Consider the following 17,227-nt stretch of genomic DNA (forward strand, 5'->3'; position numbering starts at 1 on the left):
CAAGGAAATGCCTCTTCAATATTTTAGAATGGCATTTTATTTTATAATAAGAAAATAAAACTAATCCTCTTTTTTCTTACGACGGTTTTTCTTTTCGGATGGATTCCTTTCATGAATATTATTGCCTTTATCTGTTTCTATTGAGTCATCATGGATATGTTCTTTTCCAGTTTGTTGGTCAACAACTTTCATTGATAACCGAATTTTACCACGTTCATCAAAGCCCATTAATTTAACCCAAACTTTATCACCTTCTTTGACAATATCAGTCGTTTTTGCTACCCGTTCTGATGCGAGTTGAGAGATATGAACAAGTCCATCGCGAGAACCAAAAAAATTAACAAATGCACCAAATTCTGCAATTTTAACAACTGTTCCTTGATAAATAGAACCGACTTCAGGTTCATCAACAATTGAAAGAATCCAATGTTTTGCTGCTTCAATGGTTTTTAAATCAGAAGAGGCAATTTTAATTGTTCCATCATCTTCAATATTAATTTTAGCTCCAGTTTTTTCCACAATTTCTCGTATCACTTTACCACCAGAACCGATAACGTCACGAATTTTATCTACAGGAATGTTCATTATTTCAATACGTGGAGAAAATTCGCTGAGTTCACTACGTGCACGAGCTAAGGCCTTTGCCATTTCATTGAGAATATGGATCCGACCATCCTTAGCTTGTGCAAGTGCGATTTTCATAATCTCTTCAGTAATGCCATCAATTTTTATATCCATTTGCAAAGAAGTAATGCCGTTTTCTGTACCTGCTACCTTAAAATCCATATCGCCAAGGTGATCTTCATCTCCTAAAATATCTGATAGAACAGCAAATTGTTCACCTTCTTTAATCAAACCCATTGCAATACCAGCAACAGGTCGAGCTAAAGGAACACCTGCATCCATGAGCGCTAGTGAGGTTCCACAAACAGTTGCCATTGAAGAAGAGCCATTTGATTCAGTAATTTCTGATACAGTACGAATGGTGTAAGGAAATGATTCTTTTGTCGGTAACATGGGATGAATAGCGCGCCATGCTAATTTACCATGACCAATTTCGCGGCGGCCGGGAGAACCAATACGGCCTATTTCACCTACTGAAAAAGGTGGGAAATTGTAATGAAGAAGGAATGTTTCTTTATACATACCTGTCAAGGAGTCTATATATTGCTCATCTTCTCCGGTTCCTAGTGTTGCTATGACAAGTGCTTGTGTTTCACCACGAGTAAATAATGCTGACCCGTGTGTACGAGGGAAAAGACCAACTTCTGATTGAATTGGACGAACGTCTGAAAGATTACGTCCATCAATACGTTTTCCCGTATCAAGGATGTTTTTGCGAACAATTTTTGCTTGCAAATTTTTGAAAACAGTTGCGATCTGATCTGTATTAAATTCACAGTTTTCTTCTGCTTCTGGTATGAAGTTATTGATAACTTTTTCTTTAAGAAGATCAATCGCGGCATGGCGTTTTTGTTTGTCGGTAATTGTATAAGTGTCTCTTAAATCTTGTTCAATCATTTTAAGCATATTGTTTTCAAGGATAGACAGATCCTCTGGAATAAAGTCGCGAGGCTCTTTAGCAGCTACTTCGGCAAGTTTTATGATAGCATTAATTACAGGCTGAAAACTTTTTTGGCCAAACATGACAGCATTCAACATTACATCTTCAGGTAATTCATGCGCTTCTGATTCGACCATTAGTACAGCATTTTCTGTTCCAGCAACAACGAGATCAAGTTTTGATTCAGGCATCTCATCAATATTAGGATTGAGAATATATTGTCCATTACAATAACCAATACGAGCAGCAGCAATTGGGCCCATAAAAGGAATACCTGATAGAGTTAACGCAGCAGAAGATGCAATTATAGCAAGAATATCAGGATTGTTTTCTAAATCATGCTGGATGACAGAGACGATTACTTGTGTATCATTTTTATAGCCATCAACAAAGAGAGGACGAATTGGACGGTCAATCAACCGTGAAATTAAGGTCTCACTTTCACTTGGACGGTTTTCACGTTTAAAATAACCTCCAGGTATTTTACCAACTGCGTAGTTTTTTTCTTGATAATTAACAGTGAGTGGAAAAAAGTTTTGATCTGGTTTTGGAGTTTTTGCTGAAACAACGGTTGCCAAAACAACAGTTTCACCATATGTAGCAATAATTGCACCATCTGCTTGACGTGCAATCTTTCCTGTTTCGAGGATCAATGGCCGGCCGGCCCATTCAATTTCTACCTTATGGGTTTTAAACATTTTCTATCCTTAATGACCTAATATTTACGTTTTGGTTTTGAATTATGTTTTAAAGTTATGGGCAATACGACAAGACATTTCTATTTTTGTGCAGAGAGAAATAAATGATAGATCAAATGAAAGCATCCAGCAATATTGCTCACGATTCTTCATTAGTTTTTGCTGACCAGCAACATATTAAAAGAAAAGAGTGATTTTTCATAGAAAAATACTCCCCCACTTTATCTTCAGCGGCGTAGGCCTAATCTTTCGATAAGCTTCTGATAGCGATCTTGATCAACGCTTTTTAGGTAATCAAGAAGTCGACGGCGTTGGGACACCATTTTTAAAAGACCGCGACGAGAATGATTATCTTTTTTATGAGATTTAAAGTGGTTAGTTAAATTAGAAATACGCTCAGAAAGAACAGCAACCTGAACTTCTGGTGAACCTGTATCACCGGCTTTAGTTGCATATTCTGTAATAAGAGTTTGTTTACGCTCAGCAGTAATTGACATCGTATTATCCTTTCAAGAAATGAGCAAAAAACACCTGTAGCCGAGATGCCATCCAGCAAAGGTTATAAAAGAACAAAAAACAAAAAGAGAGAAAATCTTACTTGTTTTGATGCTGATATTTGATACTTATATAGTAAATAAAGTTAAAATACTAGCCCTTGAAGATTTTCTTTAAATGAGTTTATTTTGAGACTTTTTTATGAAAGTTTCTTAAAAAATTATTATTCTAATTGATAGATAAGATTATAACTTTACATAATGTACTAATAGTAAAGGGAAGAATAAACTGCTGATTTGGAGACAAAAGATGCAGAGGGTTTCAAAATTAAAGATTTTTCATAATTCAACATTCAGAAATTTATGGGTTGCTACTCTTGTAGCTAATTTAGGGGGGCTTGTACAGACGGTTGGAGCAAGCTGGATGATGACATTGATTAGTTCTTCACATTCTATGGTAGGGTTTGTGCAAAGTGCTACGACATTGCCACTTGTTGTTTTTTCTCTGATGGCAGGTGCATTAGCTGATAATTTTAATCGGCGTTATATTATGCTTTTCGCACAAATTATGATGATGATTCTCTCAATTAGTTTGGTTATTTTATCTTATATGGGATTAATTACTCCCTGGCTTCTTTTATGCTTTACATTTTTGATTGGATGTGGAACCGCTTTGTATAATCCTTCTTGGCAAGCAACAATAGGGGATATTGTAAGCCGAGAAGATATTTCTACTGCCGTTAGTCTGAATAGTGTTGGTTTGAATTTGATGCGCAGTGTAGGCCCTTCTATTGGAGGAGTTATTATTTCTACTTTTGGTAGTATTACAGCTTTTTTTGTCAATGCACTAAGTTATATTCCTTTGATTAGCGTTTTGTTTTTATGGAAACCAAATTATAAGAGTAATACATTGCCACGGGAGAGGTTTTTAGCGGCTGTGGCAGATGGTCTCCGTTATGTAGTAATGTCTCCTAATCTTTTGAATATTATGGTAAGAGCATTCCTTTTTTGTGCGGGTGCTATTTTTATTTTTGCGCTATTGCCAATCGTTGTACATGAATTTTTTGAGGGAAATGCACTGCTTTATGGTACATTACTGAGTTGTTTTGGTTTGGGAGCTATTACCGCTGGCGTGATTAATGCGTTTGTACGAAGTCATTTTAAGTCAGAAATAATTGTTGCAAGCGCATTTGTTGGACTTTCTTTTTCTTGCTTTGTTTTAGCAATGAGTCATTCGTTGTTTATAAGCCACTTTATTTTATTTCCTGCTGGTTTATGTTGGGTTTTGGCATTATCACTCTTTAATACATCTGTACAGCTTTCTACACCACGCTGGGTTGTTGCACGTGCTTTAGCCTTCTATCAAACTGCATCTTATGGTGGTATGGCCGTTGGAAGTGCAATCTGGGGTATATTAGCTGAGGGCTATTCTTTAACAGTTGCTTTGAATGTTTGTGCAATATTTTTAATTTGTGGAGCTCTTGCAGGCATCAAATTCAAGATTCAGGAAATTCCTCAAATTAATTTTGAGCCGCTTGATCAATACAGAGAGCCAGAGCCTCCATTAGATCTAGAAGCACAAAGTGGTCCAATTATGATTATGATTGATTATCAAATTAATGAAAATGATCTTGCAGAGTTTCTCGAGGTTATGATACGTCGTCGCCATATTCGACTACGTGATGGAGCTCGCCAGTGGATTCTTTTACGTGATCTTGAGAGACCAGAATATTGGACAGAGTCTTATCATATACCAACATGGGTGGATTATTTGCGCCATAATCGCCGTCGCACAAAAGCAGATGTAGAGGTTAATAAAAACCTTGATAAATTAAACCGCATTTCCAATAGTGTAAAGGTGCATCGCATGATTAAGTGGCAAACAGTACCAAAGATTAATGAGATACACTTGAAACTGTCCAATAATCAATAATTTGAGTGTTGTAGAACTGAAGTGTAAAATAGAAAAGAGCTGTCAGTGTAGAAAAAAATCTTCTGTAGGGGGCTGCTTAGCGTAGCATTGGAAATAACAGCTCATTAAATTGTGAAAATCCGTTTTGGTTTAAATTGATTTTTATCAATTGTACCTATAGCCAGAAGCTGGTCTTTGTAAGTTACATAGACATTTTCTTTATCGATAGGGATGTTGTTTTCAAATAAAGCTACTGAATTACCCATCTTTATATGGAGTGCTTGAGTTTCATTGAGAGTATAGTGTGATAGGCAATGTAATGCGGTATCTGTTTTAATCAAGAACTGATCAAGTGTAGAGAAATCTCTCTTCGGCAAAGTACAATTTTGATCTGTTGTTTCTTTACGAGATATTGCTGCCTTTAATTCATCCCATGTAATGAGATCATTTTCTCTGAAAGGTGAGACTTTTATACGGCGTAGGTCAGCAATATACCCATAACAACCGAGATCATGTCCCATATCACGTGCTAAGGAACGTACATAGGTTCCTTTTCCACATGTCATTTCAAAAATAGAATGTCCTTGAGCAGTGATTTCGATGAGTTTGAGGGTTTTAATTTCCACTTGACGAGGTGGAATTTCAATACTTGTACCTTTGCGCGCTAAATTATAGGCACGGTTACCAGCAATTTTAATTGCTGAAAATTGTGGAGGTTTTTGCCAAATAATACCTGTATATTTTGGTAAAAGAGTAAGGATACTTTCTTGTGTTGGGCGTATCGGAGATATTTTAGTAATCTCACCTTCTAAATCATCTGTGGAACGCTCTTCTCCCCAGGCTACACAAAAATGATAAGTTTTTGCACCGTCCATAACATAAGGAACAGTTTTTGTTGCTTCTCCTAGTGCAATAGGTAATATGCCAGAAGCAAGGGGATCAAGTGTGCCAGCATGTCCAGCCTTTTGTGCATTAAAAAGCCATTTGACTTTTGAGACAGCTGCTGCCGAACTCATTCCTTTAGGTTTATCAAGGATAATCCAGCCGGAAATAGAACGACCTTTTTTTTTGCGTTGTCGTGTCACGTTTTTTTATCTTTAAGTTTATCATTACGAAGATCACGCGCAACTTCAGGGGATCGGAGTAAAGCGTCAATTTTAGCAAAATTATCAAAACTGTTGTCGAAACGAAAACGGAGTGTAGGCATGTATTTCATTTGCCGTAACTGATGACTGATTGCTCCACGGATAAAACGGCTATTTTTATTTAAAGCATTAACGATAGTATCATGAGAAGCTTTATCCACGGTATTAAGAAAAGAAACAAAGCAAGTAGCAACTTTCAAATCTGATGACATACGCACTTCAGAGACAGAAATAACAATATTTTTAAAGGTATCATCAAGCAAAATACCCCGCTGCAATATGTGAGCTATGGCGTGGCGGACCTGTTCTCCTACTCTTAATTGACGTTGTGATGAACTTATATTTTTTACCAAAATTATTCCTTTTATACTCTGTTTTTCCTTTGTTCTCTTAAAAAATAAAGAAAGATAGAGATATTACATTAAGTTTAATACTTTCCTTTTTTAACTATTAGAAAGGAAAGTTCTTAAGTGACTTTATAATGTACGATTGATATGCTCGACTCGGAAAGTTTCAATAATGTCACCTGCACGAATATCATCATAGTTTTCAAATGCCATTCCACATTCTTGACCGGCTTGTACTTCATTGACTTCGTCTTTGAAGCGTTTGAGTGTTTTAAGTTTTCCTTCATGAATAACAATATTATCTCGAATCAGCCGAACACCAGCTCCTCGTTCTATTTTTCCTTCTGTAACTCGACAACCAGCAACTTTTCCAATTTTTGTAATGTTAAAGATTTCTAGAGTTTCGGCATTACCAAGGAAGGTTTCACGCTGTTCTGGTGATAATAATCCTGACATGGCTGCTTTTATATCATCAACAAGATCATAAATGATGTTATAATAACGGATTTCAATTCCTTGAATTTTAGCTGCATCTCGTACTTGTTTATTTGCTCGAACATTAAAGCCAATAATAGCAGAGTGAGAAGCTTCAGCGAGAGAAATATCACTTTCAGTAATACCTCCAGCACCAGAATGCACGACGCGTGCGCGCACTTCTTCATTCCCTAGTGTTTCTAATGCTAAAGTGATTGCTTCAATAGACCCTTGAACATCTCCTTTAATTATAAGTGGAAATTCTTTTACACCGGTAGTTTGTAATTTTGTCATCATTTGTTCAAGAGAGCCACGAGAGCTAGTTTGTCGAGCTACAGCTTTTTCACGAGCTAGGTGTTGACGGTATTCAGCAATTTCTCGTGCTTTTGCTTCATTTGATACTACAGCAAATCGGTCACCAGCTTGTGGTGTACCTTGTATGCCTAAAATTTCAATTGGTGTAGAAGGCCCTGCTTTTTTAATATGGCAACCATAATCGTCAATTAAAGCACGAACACGTCCCCATTCATTGCCGGCAACGATAATATCAGAAAGCTGTAATGTACCTTTTTGGACAAGAACAGTTGCAACAGGTCCTCGTCCCCGATCAAGTTTAGCTTCAATAACAATACCTTCTGCGGTTCGGTCTGAATCTGCCTTAAGATCAAGAAGCTCGGCTTGGAGAAGAATAGCTTCCAAAAGTTTATCAAGATTCTGTCCAGTTTTAGCAGAAACTTCAACTTCCAAAATTTCACCGCCCATAGTTTCAACAAAAACTTCATGTTGTAAAAGTTCTGTACGTACTTTTTGCGCATCAGCAGTTGGTTTATCAATTTTGTTAATGGCAACAATAATAGGGACATTAGCAGCTTTTGCATGATTAATGGACTCAACGGTTTGTGGCATCACACTATCATCAGCAGATACTACTAAAACAGCAATATCAGTTACTTCAGCACCACGAGCACGCATAGCTGTAAAAGCAGAATGTCCAGGTGTATCGATAAAGGTAATCTTTTGACCGTTTTGTTCAACCTGATAAGCACCGATATGCTGTGTAATTCCACCTGCTTCACCAGAAACAACATTGGCTTTACGAATAGCATCAAGAAGAGAAGTCTTTCCATGGTCAACATGACCCATAATGGTTACAACAGGTGGACGTGGGCGCATCTTTAATGGGTTATCACTGATATTGAAAATGCCATCTTCTACATCAGATTCTGAAACACGTTTAACTGTATGACCAAATTCAACAGCGATGAGCTCTGCAATATCTGCATCGATGATATCTCCAGGCTTCATCATTTGTCCTTGTTTCATCAAAAATTTAATAACATCAACAGAACGTTCAGTCATGCGCTGAGCAAGTTCTTGAATGGTAATAGTTTCAGGAAGAATAACTTCACGGGAAATTTTTTCTCTTGGTTCTTGGTTTTGTGCACGTTTGAATTTTTCTTGACGACGACGCATTGCTGCTATTGAACGGCCACGTCCATTTCCTTCTTCATCCAAAGCACTATTAAGGGTAAGCTTTCCTCGGCGACGTTCATCAGCTCCTTTCACAACTTTAGGTGAACGTATTTCTGGTTTAGAAGAATTAGCACGTCGGTTGTATCTCTCTTCATTATCATTCGTAATACGTTTTTCCGCTGGCGATGTATTTTTAAGCGGAATAGCTACTTCTAACGCTTTTACATCTATTGCTGCGATAGGTTCTGTTGAGGAGAGGGCAGAAGTATGAGTTGGAATTTTCTCTGTAGTATTTTTATTTTTTCGGAGTATTTCCATTTCTTGATGAGTTTGTAAATACGAGCTTTTTTCACGTTCTTTGTCGCGTTTTTCTTTTTCAGCTTGTTTACGTATTATTTTTTCTTGGACATGTGCTTCTTCTAAAGCACGGCGTCTCGCTTCTATTTCTGCTGATGAAAGGTTGCATTGGGCTACAGGTTTACTGGGCGGTATTTCTTCAAATTTTGGTTTGGAGCGCTGAACTACATGTGGTTTAGTAATAGATTGTGGTGCTTCAGTTTTTTCATCGGGGCGTGTAATTTTGCGCCGTTTAGTTTCGACAACCACAGCCTTTGTACGACCATGGCTGAAATTTTGTTTAACTATATTAGTTTCTAATCCTGACCGTTTTAAGGTCAGTGTTTTTTTAGCTGTTATTGTGTCATTATCGTTTTTACTCATTATATTTCCTTCACGGCATTTGCCGTTATTGTACTAAGCTTATTGCATTTATTCTCACGATAGGTAGTCAGTTTGTATATCGCTTTGATAAATCCCTCTGCAGCTTTCGTATTCAATAAGGCAGCATGTATCACAGGATTAGTTCCAAAAGCCATACTCATTTCATCACTTGTAAATAAAGATATAACTTTTATATTCTGATTTATTCGTTGTTGTATTGCGTGGATGGCTTGTGAAATTTTGCGTTTTCCATCTTCTTTTGCTTCTTTTGCATGAAGAACAAGAATAACTTGACCTGCGCGGATAGCGGAAATAACTTTGACTGATCCTGTGACAATAGTCCCGGCTTTTCGAGCCATAGAAAGGTTTGTAAGGGCAGTTTTTAGTAATAATTTATCCACAATATGAGCGAGATTTTCAGAAACCTCAACATCTGTTTTAAGATTTTTACTAAAAACTTTATGTTTAACTGCCTTTTCTATAATAGCGTGATGAGCAGAAACCCAAAGACCACGTCCGGGTAAATTAGCTTTAAGATCAGGGATAATTTGATTATTTGGACCAATGACAAAACGGATCAGCGTTGCCGCTGAAGCACTTTTCTTCGTTACAATACAGGTCCGCTCATTCATTTAAAACGTATCCACATCCAAATTATCTGTTGCTTCATTTTCTACAGGATGCTGTTTAATAAGATCAGTTTGATTTATCCAGCCTGCTTGCACACGTGCTGCTAATACCATGGCTTCTGCATCAGCGCGCGTAACATCAAAAGGAGTCAAGATGCCAGGAAAATTTTGTGTTTGACCTTCTTTAAATTCTCGCCATCCAACGAGATCGTCAACTGCATAGCCTGCAAAATCTTCCATTGTTTTTATTCCATCCTCACCTATAGCGACTAGCATAGCATTTGTTATACCAGGAAGTAATTGTAATTCATCTGAAACACCAAGCTTTTTACGCTTTTCATTAAGCTCTTTTTCTTTACGTTCTAAATATTTACGTGCACGATTTTGGATTTCTGAAGCAGTGTCATGATCGAAGCCATCAATAGACTTTATTTCTTCAAGATCAACGTAAGCGATTTCTTCAATTGAGATGAAACCTTCTGAAGCCATAACTTGCCCAACCATTTCATCAACATCTAAAGTTTCCATAAAAAGTTTGCTACGTTCGCTAAATTCTTTATGACGATTTTCGGATTCTTCCTGTTCTGTTAGAATATCAATATTCCATCCTGTTAATTGCGAAGCTAAACGCACATTTTGTCCACGTCGACCAATTGCAAGACTAAGCTGATCATCAGGCACTACGACTTCAATACGTTCTGCATCTTCATCAAGGACGACTTTTGAAACTTCAGCAGGCTGCAGTGCATTAACGATAAATGTTGCGGCATCAGGCGACCAAGGAATAATGTCAATTTTTTCACCTTGTAATTCTGCAACAACAGCCTGAACACGGCTTCCTCGCATTCCGACACATGCACCAACGGGATCAATTGAGCCATCGCGTGAAACAACAGCGATTTTTGCACGTGAACCTGGATCACGAGCAACAGATTTAATTTCTATAATACCATCATAAATTTCTGGGACTTCCATGGTAAAAAGTTTTGCCATAAATTGAGGATGTGTACGTGAAAGGAAAACTTGTGGTCCTCTTGGTTCACGGTGTACATCATGAACAAATGCACGAATGCGATCTCCATAACGAAAAGATTCCCGCGGAATTAATTCATCACGTCGCACGATAGCTTCTCCACGGCCTATATCGACAATAACGTTGCCATATTCCACACGTTTGACTGTCCCAGAAATAATCTCACCAATTTTATTTTTGAATTCTTCGAATTGATGATTACGTTCTGCATCACGGACTTTTTGCACAATAACTTGTTTCGCAGATTGTGTTGCAATGCGTCCAAAATCCATGGGAGGTAAAAGATCGGAAAGAAAATCACCAACTTTTGCGTCTTCTTTGCGTTTTAGGGCATCAGATAAAGCGATTTCAGTTGTATAATCTTCAACAATATCAACAACTTTAAGAAGACGTTGTAATTTAATTTCACCTGTCTTAGAATTGATTTCAGCACGGATATTGGTTTCTTGGCCATAACGAGAACGTGCGGCTTTCTGAATAGCATCAGCCATCGCAGAAATGACAATTTCACGGTCAATCGACTTCTCACGTGCAACAGCATCTGCAATTTGCAGAAGTTCAAGCCTGTTAGCGCTTATAGCCATTGATTTTCTCCTTTTTTATGCCACATGAGGGCAGGGGGGCGTTAATATTAATTGTTATAGTTTTTTTCGTTCTTGAGATGTTTAAGATTATCATTCGGGATTAATTGTTGGCACAATCTTTATTTTTTTTCAATGTGTCACGAATAAGTTCATCGGTAAGGATCAAACGCGCATTAGTAATATTAGAAAAAGGAATAAATATATTTGCTTCTTCTCTATCAGCTGTTTTCTCGATATTTAAAGTAAATCCACTTTGTGTAATATCCGTAAGCTTACCACGAAATTTTTGGCGTCCATCAATAATGGTACTGGTTTCAATTTTTGCTAGATGTCCTTGCCAATGAAAAAAATCAGATTTTCTTACGAGTGGACGATCAATACCAGGAGATGAAACTTCTAAATGATATTTTCGTTCAATAATATTTTCTATGTCAAGGAGAGGTGCAACAGTTCGACTCACTATTTCGCAATCTTTTATTGTCATGGTGCCATTAGTACGTTCAACCATAATTTGAAGTGTTAAACCATTTAAACTCAAAAGTTTTGTGCAAATTAAATGAAAACCTAAAGGTTTTAGTAATGGTATAATAAGAGCAGAAACACGTGCTGCAACGCCATCTTCTTCAAACAAACGTGGTTCATTAATATCATCCATTCTTTCAATTGCGTTCATATGATTCACCCAAGTTGTTATCGAACTTACAACAAAAAAGAGTGGCTCCAAACGGACCACTCCTCATCATAAGGCCGAAAATCTGTCTTCTTATACTCTTAAACAGAAAATTTTACAAGTCGTTTATAGTAAAGCATTTTATTCCTTACTTTTTTATAAAAGTAAGATAAGTGGGTGTTCTACCTTCATATAGAGCTTTAGCTTCATATCGGGTACTTGGCCATAGTGGATAGGCAATTTTCCAGTCTGGAGGATTTTCTGCAAGCCACTCAAAACTATTGTGTTGAGCACAATGATAAAGTGTCCAGTTGACGTAGGTGTCTATATCACTGGCAAAGCGTAATTTTTTACCTACTTTAAGAACTCGAGAAAAACGGTTTAGATTTTTTTCATTAATGAACCTTCGTTTCCAATGCTTTTTTTTAGGCCATGGATCAGGATAAAATAAATCTATTCCATCAAGAGATTCTGTTGGCAACCAATCAAGAAAACGCGTAGCATCATCGTTATAAAGACGAAGTTGATTTTGATATTCTTTGTGCTTTTCAGTGTATGACAATATTTTTGCCATTCCATTAATAAAAGGTTCTATACCGATAAAACCTGTACGTGGGAAACATTTCATTTCATGGAGTAAATGTTCTCCTCCGCCAAAGCCAATTTCAAGTCGGACTTCTTCTACTGGATTGGTGAATAAAGATACTAACTTTAAAGGTGCAGGTTTGCTTAAGTCAATGTTAAGAGTAGGAAGAAGCGTATTTATAAGCGCAATTTGACTGCTTCGTAACCGTTTTCCCTGTCGGCGACCAAAAAATGCTTCACTCATACGCGTTTTATGCTCAGTCATGGTATTTTAATCATTTTTTTAAGTTTTCCAACTAGATCAGTTTTTTCCCAAGAAAATGAACCATCATGTTCTGGTTTGCGTCCAAAGTGGCCATAAGCAGCGGTTTTTGCGTAAATAGGTTTGTTGAGATCAAGATGTTTTCGGATACCTGTTGGTGATAGATCCATTATTTTGGGAATTGTAGTTGCAATAACACTTTCATCTACTTTCCCTGTTCCATGGAGATTAAGATAAATGGACAAAGGTTCTGCAATGCCAATTGCATAGGAGAGTTGAATAGTGCATTGATCTGCTAAATTAGCTGCAACAATATTTTTAGCTAGGTAGCGTGCAGCATAAGTTGCAGAACGATCAACTTTTGTTGTATCTTTACCTGAAAAAGCACCACCACCATGAGGTGCAGCACCACCATAAGTATCCACAATAATTTTCCGTCCTGTTAATCCCGCATCACTTTTAGGACCACCAATAACAAATTTTCCTGTTGGATTAATATACCATCTGCATTGATTAGAAATTGGGATATCATGTAAAGCTTGAAAAATATAGGGCTCAACAATTGTACGGACTTTATTTGAATCCCAACTTTCATCAAGGTGCTGTACTGAAAGGACAATCGATGTTACTTCTGCGGGTTTCCCATTTTTGTATCGTATTGTTATTTGGTTTTTAGCATCTGGTCCTAGTTTACAAGTTTCTCCCTCTTTCCTATGACGCGCTATCGCAAGATGTTCTAAAATCTTATGTGCATAATAAATTGGTGCAGGCATGAGATCTGGTGTTTCACGGCAAGCATATCCAAACATAATGCCTTGATCACCTGCTCCTTCTTCACCATGACGATCAATGGCGTTATCAACTCCTTGTGCGATGTCAGCTGATTGTGGACGTAAAAGGACATCAATTTTAACGGTTTTCCAATGAAAATCTTCTTGTTCGTAACCAATAACACGAATGGCATGACGCACAACTTTGCGAAAAGGGGTAGGATTAATAATAAGAGAGCCAACTTTATCACGTATAAATTGACCGTTCTTGTCTTTTTTTAAAAGTGTATCGGGAACGCGTACTTCACCAGCTATGACAACACGATTGACACTCACTAAAGCTTCACAAGCAACTCGTATTAACCATGGGTTAGTTCCTGTTTTGTAAGCTTCCCTGTAGATCATATCAACGATTTCATCAGAAATTCGGTCACAAATTTTATCGGGATGTCCTTCCGATACCGACTCACTTGTAAAAAGATAATCTTGATGCGGCATGGGAACTCTCTCAAGCAAAAAAGAAATCGATATTTCATGTGTCGTATATTCAAATTTACCTTATTTGCCAATCTTATGGCAAATCGTCAATAATAATATAAAAAAGAATATAATTTTATAGTTTGTTGTCATGATCTTCTTCAGAAAGAGCTTTTGCTAAATCAATGATTTTTCGACGCACTTTAGCATCAGATATATTGGTAAAAGCGCGCATTAATTGAATACCTTCACTGCTGGAACAAAAATCTATAAAATTATTATCACTTTCCGTAAAACCATCTATAGATTGTATAGCAATTCCTTTATCAAAAAAATAGGAGACTGGAACATCCATAATTTCTGCAATTGCTTGGAGGCGGCTTGCTCCAACACGGTTTGTTCCTTTTTCATATTTTTGAATTTGCTGAAAAGTAATACCTAATTTTTCACCGAGTTTTTCTTGAGTAAGACCTAATATATTACGACGCAAACGAATACGGGCTCCAACATAAATATCTATTGGATCGGGTTTTTTTCTAGTTTTGGTCATAATGCAACTCTTTATTTTCAGCGCTTTGTTTCCAAACAAACATTAGGTGCATGTGAGGTTAGTTTATTATAAATGAAGATGATATGTAATACTTTTCTTGACGTTACTGGTACACATAACATGATATTGTACATAAGCACTCAATCATTCAAGCTGTTTTGTAGAACCAAAACTAATACGGTACAATAGCATAAGAATGAATAAGATGAAAGTAGAGAATGTTCTGTATTTATTGTTCCAAATAGTGGTAATTGGTTGTGGGATTGGTGCATCAAAAGAGCCAATAATATTATGCTCAAGAGAAGAAACGATTCTTCCATAAGAATCAATAACAGCTGATATCCCATTATTTGCTGCTCGAATAAGAGGTATTCCCAACTCAATGGCACGGAGTTGTGCTTGTTGAAAATGTTGATATGGGCCAGGTGTTCTACCAAACCATGCATCATTTGTTATATTAATAATTGCTTGAGGGGGAGGACCTTTAAAAACTGTTGTATTAGGAAATATAGCTTCATAACAAATAAGTGGAAGATAAGAAAAACCGTTTGGCATTGTAATGGTTCTCCGCACATTTGCAGCGGTATATCCACCAATGTTATCAGCGAGAATATGCAACCCTAACTTTTTCAGTAAATTTTGATATGGAAGATATTCACCAAAAGGGACGAGATGAAGTTTATCAGATGTGTGAAGAATATCACCTTTGGCATCAATGACTGCGATTGTATTAAAATACTGTGTTTCGGTATGAGGGAACGCATTATCGGTTCGGATGGCACCTATAATGGCCCATTGTTGGGGTTTTAGAAAAGAGCCAATATGCTTTGTAAGAATAGAAGACGTATTACCGAGAATATAAGGAAGGGATGCTTCTGGCCATATGATAAAATCAGGCTCCGGATTCTGGCTAATGGCTGTTTTGATACTTAAGTTTAGATGAGCTGCAAATATATCTTTTCTTTTTGTATTGCTTAATTTAGTGGTTTGTTGGATAGAGGGTTGAACAATACGCACCCAATGGTTATTATTGCGGTACTCTGCTATATTGGGTGCTGTGTTTAAACGATAAAATCCAAATCCGCTATGGGTTAATATAAGAAGAAAAAAGAGTAAAAGCGCTGAGAATTTTTTTTCATTTGTTAATAAGACAGTTGGTAAACTATAGCATAAAACAGCAAGAATGTTCATTCCATAGAGTCCTACAATCATAGTTGATTGCATAAGCATGGGGGTTGGCATAGCTGTATAACCGAGAGCATTCCATGGAAAACCCGTCAATAGGATCGCGCGCAACCACTCTGCTAATCCGAGTGAGAAGGCTAAAACAAAGAAGCGTGCTATATTTTTTGTCCATAAAAAGAAAACAATGATACCAGCAAAAAACCAATAAAGAGAAAGATAAGCAGGAAGACAAAAAATAGAGAATGGTAATGCCCAAGCAAAAGAGATTGGATCTACTAATAATGCATTACTTAACCACCAAAGGCTACAAATAAAGTAACCAAAGCCAAAGTTTCCAAAGACTAGTGCATTTGTTAAAAGGCGTTTTTTATTGTTTTGGATAGTATTGATTTCATCGAGAAAAATAATGAAGATGGGAAATGTTAAAAAGCAAATGGGTGTTAAATAAAAGGGCGGGAGTGTAAAAGACGTTAGTGCACCACATAAAAAAACGCATATTTGCCGTTTCCAACCAGTAATAGAAAGCAAGAGAAGATTTAGCCTCTTTAATAACAATTAGCTATCCTTATAAGGCTGTTGTTCCTTAAGATTTTCATTTTCTGAGATACGAAAAATGCGTAATCGTTTAATTCGACGTTTATCAGCTTCTAGAATACGGAAACGATAACCTGGTACAGTTTCAATGATTTCACCTTTTGAAGGAATGCGATCAAGAATAGAAACAATTAAACCACCAATGGTATCCACTTCATCTCCATACTCTCCCACAATAAAATCAGGACCAAGAGCTTTTTCTACATCTTTTAATTCAGTTTTTGCATCAACCAACCATTTATTATCAGGTTCGCGCACGATAGCGTTATCAATATTATCATGTTCATCTTCAATATCACCAACCACTAATTCGACGATATCTTCTATAGACACTAAACCATCTGTACCACCATATTCATCGATAACTAAAGCCATTTGTGTTCGTGTGGTTTGCATCCGCGTTAATAATTTGCTTGCAAGCATAGAACGAGGCACAAATAGAACTGTTCTAATTAGGTCTAGTTCACCGATAGGGTGTTGTAAATCTTTATCATCCAATTGTAGAGAGTCATATTTTTGTGCATTTCGAGTAGAATCGGTAATAAAAGAGGTTATATAATTGAGGATATCATGGATATGAATCATACCTCGCGGATCATCTAATGTTTCAGCGTACACAGGTATACGTGAATGTCCAATCTTTGCAAAAAATCTAAGAGCTTCGCCAAGAGGAGTATTAATTTCCAATGCTTCTATTTCGGAACGAGGAATCATAATATTATCAACACGTGCTTCGCGTAGGCATAAAATATTGTGAAGCATAGTACGTTCTTCAGGCGAAAAAAGTGTTGTTCCCTTCTCATTATCAGCAGCAAATACATCAGTAAGACCATCACGTAGTGATGTGTGGCTGCGTCCACGTAAAAATGAAAATAGATAGCTTAGCAATGAGTTTTTCTTTGTATAGTTTGTTTGTTGTAGAGAATATTCTTCAGAATTAGAAGATATTTGAGTACCATTTTGTCTATTAATTTTATCCGCCATGGCTTTAAAAATTTTCTAAACTTTCTCAATTATAATAGTTGCTTTAATTATTTTAAATTTTATTATTTGTAACACAA

At 36.8% G+C, this 17,227-nt stretch carries 13 protein-coding genes and 1 pseudogene; 1 reads left to right on the forward strand and 13 read right to left on the reverse strand.

Features of this window, described 5'->3' with window-relative positions; all coding sequences use genetic code 11:
* Window positions 1-60 precede the first annotated feature (60 nt).
* Window positions 61-2,262 (reverse strand): polyribonucleotide nucleotidyltransferase, encoded by a 2,202-nt coding sequence (gene pnp, locus BAR153v2_RS00110; protein WP_078679782.1) that lies wholly within the window; start codon window positions 2,260-2,262, stop codon window positions 61-63.
* A gap of 227 nt (window positions 2,263-2,489) precedes the next feature.
* On the reverse strand, window positions 2,490-2,759 hold the full coding sequence (rpsO, locus tag BAR153v2_RS00115) for a 30S ribosomal protein S15 (protein ID WP_078679783.1): 270 nt from the start codon (window positions 2,757-2,759) through the stop codon (window positions 2,490-2,492).
* Window positions 2,760-3,066: 307 nt separating this feature from the next.
* Here rpsO and BAR153v2_RS00120 point away from each other — a divergent pair, with 307 nt between their 5' ends.
* On the forward strand, window positions 3,067-4,689 hold the full coding sequence (locus BAR153v2_RS00120; protein WP_078679784.1) for an MFS transporter: 1,623 nt from the start codon (window positions 3,067-3,069) through the stop codon (window positions 4,687-4,689).
* A gap of 104 nt (window positions 4,690-4,793) precedes the next feature.
* Here BAR153v2_RS00120 and truB read toward each other — a convergent pair whose 3' ends face one another.
* The 11 genes and pseudogenes from truB to BAR153v2_RS00175 all read right to left on the reverse strand — a co-directional run bounded on the left by truB (window position 4,794) and on the right by BAR153v2_RS00175 (window position 17,150).
* Entirely contained in the window at window positions 4,794-5,753 is a 960-nt protein-coding gene (gene truB, locus BAR153v2_RS00125) for a tRNA pseudouridine(55) synthase TruB (protein ID WP_078679785.1), read from the reverse strand.
* Window positions 5,750-6,166: a 30S ribosome-binding factor RbfA gene (gene rbfA / locus BAR153v2_RS00130; protein WP_078679786.1), complete on the reverse strand. Its 417-nt coding sequence runs from the start codon at window positions 6,164-6,166 to the stop codon at window positions 5,750-5,752. Before rbfA ends, truB begins: the two co-directional genes overlap by 4 nt.
* A gap of 123 nt (window positions 6,167-6,289) precedes the next feature.
* A complete protein-coding gene (gene infB / locus BAR153v2_RS00135) occupies window positions 6,290-8,827 on the reverse strand; it encodes a translation initiation factor IF-2 (RefSeq protein WP_078679787.1) in 2,538 nt (845 codons plus the stop codon).
* Window positions 8,827-9,459, reverse strand: coding sequence for an RNA-binding protein (locus BAR153v2_RS00140; protein WP_078679788.1), 633 nt, complete (start codon window positions 9,457-9,459; stop codon window positions 8,827-8,829). The genes infB and BAR153v2_RS00140 overlap by 1 nt, the downstream gene beginning before the upstream one ends.
* Complete coding sequence (gene nusA / locus BAR153v2_RS00145; RefSeq protein WP_078679789.1) at window positions 9,460-11,073, reverse strand: transcription termination factor NusA; 1,614 nt, start codon at window positions 11,071-11,073, stop codon at window positions 9,460-9,462. It lies immediately after the preceding gene.
* A gap of 47 nt (window positions 11,074-11,120) precedes the next feature.
* Window positions 11,121-11,746 (reverse strand): annotated as a pseudogene (gene rimP, locus BAR153v2_RS00150) (ribosome maturation factor RimP).
* A 145-nt stretch (window positions 11,747-11,891) separates the two neighbouring features.
* On the reverse strand, window positions 11,892-12,593 hold the full coding sequence (locus BAR153v2_RS00155; protein WP_078679790.1) for a tRNA (guanine(46)-N(7))-methyltransferase TrmB: 702 nt from the start codon (window positions 12,591-12,593) through the stop codon (window positions 11,892-11,894).
* The gene (gene metK / locus BAR153v2_RS00160) at window positions 12,590-13,858 is read right to left on the reverse strand and encodes a methionine adenosyltransferase (RefSeq protein WP_078679791.1); all 1,269 of its coding nucleotides are present in this window, start codon (window positions 13,856-13,858) and stop codon (window positions 12,590-12,592) included. The genes BAR153v2_RS00155 and metK overlap by 4 nt, the downstream gene beginning before the upstream one ends.
* Window positions 13,859-13,973: 115 nt before the next feature.
* Complete coding sequence (locus BAR153v2_RS00165) at window positions 13,974-14,387, reverse strand: helix-turn-helix domain-containing protein (protein WP_078679792.1); 414 nt, start codon at window positions 14,385-14,387, stop codon at window positions 13,974-13,976.
* A gap of 144 nt (window positions 14,388-14,531) precedes the next feature.
* A complete protein-coding gene (lnt, locus tag BAR153v2_RS00170; protein ID WP_078679793.1) occupies window positions 14,532-16,127 on the reverse strand; it encodes an apolipoprotein N-acyltransferase in 1,596 nt (531 codons plus the stop codon).
* Window positions 16,128-17,150 carry a hemolysin family protein gene (locus BAR153v2_RS00175; RefSeq protein WP_078679794.1) on the reverse strand — a complete coding sequence of 341 codons (1,023 nt, stop codon included), beginning with the start codon at window positions 17,148-17,150 and terminating at the stop codon, window positions 16,128-16,130.
* Window positions 17,151-17,227: the final 77 nt, after the last annotated feature.

The organism is Bartonella sp. AR 15-3 (assembly GCF_002022445.1).
In the GTDB taxonomy this organism is placed as follows: domain Bacteria; phylum Pseudomonadota; class Alphaproteobacteria; order Rhizobiales; family Rhizobiaceae; genus Bartonella.